Here is a 3,817-nt window from a genome sequence, read left to right on the forward strand (position 1 = left end):
CCGCCGTATCCGCGAGATCTTCCATCTCGCGCTCACCCGCTGGCTGCCACCGCTCCTGGAGCGGGTGGACCGGGTCAGCATGTCCGTCGGTCTGGAGGTCCGGGTGCCGTTCTGCGACCACCGGCTGGTGGAGTACGTGGCGAACGTGCCCTGGGCGGTGAAGACGCCCGGCGGCCGGTCCAAGGGCCTGCTGCGCGACGCCGTACGCGATCTACTGCCGCCGCAGGTCGCCGACCGGCCCAAGAGCGGCTATCCCTCCACGCCCGCGGTGCGCTACACGGAGGTGCTCACCGCCCGCGCGCACGAGCTGCTCGCCGACAGCCAGGCGCCGGTCTTCGACCTGGTCGACCGGGAGACCGTACGCCGCGCGCTCGCCGAGGGCCGCGCGCTGCCCAGCCCGCGCACCGCGCCCAATCCGGTCGGCGGACTCGACCATCTCGTCCAGGTCGACGAGTGGCTGCGCGCGTACCGGGTGAGGCTGCGGTGAGCCCCGACCGCCGGCCCGTCCGCAGCGCCGAGGCGGAGGCGTACCGAGGCGCCGCGCGGCGCTGGACCACCGGTGTCGCCGTGCTCACCGCGCGCTCGGGCGAGGACGTCTTCGCCAAGACGGTCTCGTCGCTGTGCACGCTCTCCCTGGAGCCGCTGCTGATCAGTGTGGCGGTCGACGCCCGCAGTCCGCTGGCCGCGGCGGTACGCGCCAGCGCCCGGTACGCCGTGTCCGTGCTGGGCACGGCCCAGGAGCCGCTGGCCCGGCGGTTCGCCTCTCCCGGAGCCGGTCACGCCCTCGGCTTCTTCACCCATGCACCGATGCGCGAGGACACCGGAGCGCCCGTCCTGGAGGACAGCCTCGCCTGGTTCGACTGTCGGCTGCACAGCGTCCTGCCGGGCGGTGACCACGCCGTTCTCGTCGGCCGGGTGATCGCCGCGGACATCGGTCAGGGCGAGCCGCTGCTCTACCACGACGGCCGGTACCGCACTCTCCACCACCAACCGATGACGTCGACAGGAGCGCGCGCATGACCCGACTGGACACCTCGGCGCCGGCGAAAGGGCCGGCAAAAGGGCCGGGGAAAGGCCTGCTCACCGGCGACCGCTACCGGGCCGAGCTGAACGACGGCCGCGAACTGTATCTGGACGGCGCGCGCGTCACCGACACCGCCGCGCATCCCGCCTTCAAGCCCGCCGTTGACGAACTGGCCCGGCTGCTCGACCTCCAGCACGATCCCGCCCATCACGAACTGCTCACCTGGAAGGACCCGGACACCGGAGCGCGGCTCGCCCGTGGCTACCAGCCGCCGCGCACACTGGAGGAGTTGCGCGTACAGCGGCGCAGCGCCGAGTTCTGGCACGCCGAGTCCCTCGGCCAGCACGGCCGTTCGCCCGCCTTCATGGCATCCATCGCGGTCGGTGTGCACGACTTCCGCCATGAGCTGGAGAACGCGCGTCCGGGCTTCGGCGCCAACGCCGAGGCGTGGTACCGCCATTGCGCGGCCAATGACCTGGTGCTCTCGCATGCACTCGGCGATCCGCAGATCGACCGCTCCACCGATCCGGTGGACGATCCCGATCTCGCCCTGCGGGTGCTGGAGGAGAACGACCAGGGCATCGTCGTGCGCGGCGCCAAGCAGCTCACCACGCTCGCGCCGCTCGCCCATGAGGTGCTCGTCTATCTCTCGGCGTCCTTCACCCAGCGCCGCGGTGAGCAGTTCGTGGTCTGGTTCGCGCTGCCGCTCAACACTCCCGGTCTGGTGACGCTGTGCCGCGAGCCGCTCGGCAGCAGCCCTTGGGGCCATGCCCATCCGCTGGGCGCGCGCTTCGACGAGCAGGACGCCATGCTGTTCTTCGACGACGTAACCGTGCCCTGGGACCGGGTGTTCCTGCTGCGCGACGGTGAGCTGGCCCGGCGCGGACTGGGCCGGATCAACGCCTGGAGCGCCTATATCGGCCATGTCCGCTACCGGGAGCGGCTGCGTACGCTGCTGGCCACAGCCACTCTCGTCGCCGAGAGCATCGGTGTGGACGGCTTCCGCAATATCCAGGAGGACCTCGGGCGGCTGGCCGGCTACGCCGAACTGACCGAGCTCTTCCTGGACGCCGCCGAGGCCAGGGCCACCGTCACCGACAGCGGTCTGCTGGCTCCGGGCGACACCGCCGCCAGCCGTGTCTGGTCCGCGGAGGTCGCCGAGAGCGCAGTCGCCATCGTGCGCGGGATCGGCGCCTCGGGACTGCTGATGCAGCCCACCGAGAACGATCTCGCGCATCCCCGGCTGCGCCCGCTTCTCGACCGGTACATGCGCGGACGCGGCATCGACGCGGAGCGCAAGTCCCGGCTGTTCCGGCTCGCCTGGGAGCTCACCGGCGACGCCTTCGGACAGCGCCAGCATCTGTACGAATACGTCCACCGCGGCGATCTGGCGCGCAACCGCATCAATCTCTACAAGCGGTACGACCAGAGCGCCGTCCGGGAACGGCTCGAACGGCTCATCGACGTACCGGCCCAGCCCGCCGCACCTCAGGAGGTCAGTCCGTGACCGCGTCCGCCACCGAGATCCAGGCCCGTACACTCGCCGGTTACGCGCACGCCAGCGCGCTGCGGCAGATCCATGACCGCGACTGGGTGCTCGACCGGGTGACCGGCGAGCCCGAGGTGCTGCTCGATCTCGGCAGCGGCATCGGCCAGTTGCTGCACGAGGCACTCGATCGGTATCCGTCCCTGCGGCTGGCCGTCGGTCTGGAGCGCTCCGAGCACCGTATCGCGGAGGCCACGGAGCGGCTGAGCGCCCATGGCGACCGCGTCCGGCTGCACCAGGCCGATCTGACGGCGCCGCCCGAACTGCCGGACCGCGCGGACGTGGTGACCATGACGTCGGTGCTGCACTGGCTCTATCCGGATGAGGAGCGGACGCTCGACTGGATCAGCCGTCGACTCGCGCCGGACGGCGTCTTCCTGCTGACGACCTACCATCCGGAGCGGGACGCGCACGGCCTGGGCGGCGAGGACGATCTCGTCCGGGACGCGCTCGTCGCCCTCGGCGCCGAACGGAGCGCGGTGCCTGCGCTCTTCTCCGACGGCGGCGTCCTGCCCATCGCGACCAGGACGCGTACGGGCGAGGAACTGGGCGCGCTGCTGGAGCGGTTCTTCCATGTCGACTCCTATCTGGAGCGCGACGCGGTGGTCACCGTCGAGAGCGAGAGCCAGTACGAGCACTTCCACGCGGCGACCTTCGGCGACTACTACGCCCGGCTCCTCGAACCGGACCGGCGCGCCGCCTTCTTCACCGCGGTCGGCGAGAGCGCCTGGCGGCGCCAGCGCGAGCGGGGCCGGGTCAGCGAGATGCCCGTACGGCTCTGGCGGCTCACTCCGCACCGGTGAGCGTCCGACTACGCTGAGCGGGCGGGCACTTCAGCGGTCCCGCCGATACGCAGTCCCGTCCGGCCGAGGAGCCACGATGTCAACTCCCCTCCCCAGCGCGAAACTCGGCGCGTTCCTCCGAGCCCACCGAGAGCTGCTCAAGCCCGCCGATGTCGGGCTGGTGGCCACCGCCCGCCGGCGCACGCCAGGGCTGCGCCGGGAGGAGGTGGCCTCGCTCTCGGGCGTGGGACTGGCCTGGTACACCTGGCTGGAGCAGGGCCGGGTGACCGCTTCCCGGCAGGTGCTCGGCGCGGTCACCCGGGCGCTGCGGCTCGACGCGGCCGGGCAGCGGCACGCGATGCGGCTGGCCGGCTATCACGATCCCGCGCTCTCGGCGGAGGAGGACGGCGGCAGCGGTGGCCTTGCCGCCGCCGTCCAGCCGGTACTGGACTCCTGGACGGCCAG

At 71.9% G+C, this 3,817-nt stretch carries 5 protein-coding genes; all 5 read left to right on the forward strand.

The window, feature by feature from the left end; genetic code table 11:
- Window positions 1-487, forward strand: a 487-nt coding sequence (locus tag GA0115259_RS34765; RefSeq protein ID WP_141716815.1) for an asparagine synthase-related protein, incomplete at its 5' end; no start/stop codon positions are given.
- Complete coding sequence (locus GA0115259_RS34770; RefSeq protein ID WP_161230550.1) at window positions 484-1,020, forward strand: flavin reductase family protein; 537 nt, start codon at window positions 484-486, stop codon at window positions 1,018-1,020. The genes GA0115259_RS34765 and GA0115259_RS34770, both read left to right, overlap by 4 nt.
- The gene (locus GA0115259_RS34775) at window positions 1,017-2,531 is read left to right on the forward strand and encodes a 4-hydroxyphenylacetate 3-hydroxylase family protein (protein ID WP_093604288.1); all 1,515 of its coding nucleotides are present in this window, start codon (window positions 1,017-1,019) and stop codon (window positions 2,529-2,531) included. Before GA0115259_RS34770 ends, GA0115259_RS34775 begins: the two co-directional genes overlap by 4 nt.
- Window positions 2,528-3,373 (forward strand): class I SAM-dependent methyltransferase, encoded by an 846-nt coding sequence (locus GA0115259_RS34780; protein WP_093604290.1) that lies wholly within the window; start codon window positions 2,528-2,530, stop codon window positions 3,371-3,373. The genes GA0115259_RS34775 and GA0115259_RS34780 overlap by 4 nt, the downstream gene beginning before the upstream one ends.
- Window positions 3,374-3,449: 76 nt before the next feature.
- On the forward strand, window positions 3,450-3,817 hold a 368-nt coding region (locus tag GA0115259_RS34785), incomplete at its 3' end, for a helix-turn-helix domain-containing protein (RefSeq protein ID WP_141716817.1).

Source organism: Streptomyces sp. MnatMP-M17, assembly GCF_900091995.1.
Classification (GTDB): domain Bacteria; phylum Actinomycetota; class Actinomycetes; order Streptomycetales; family Streptomycetaceae; genus Streptomyces.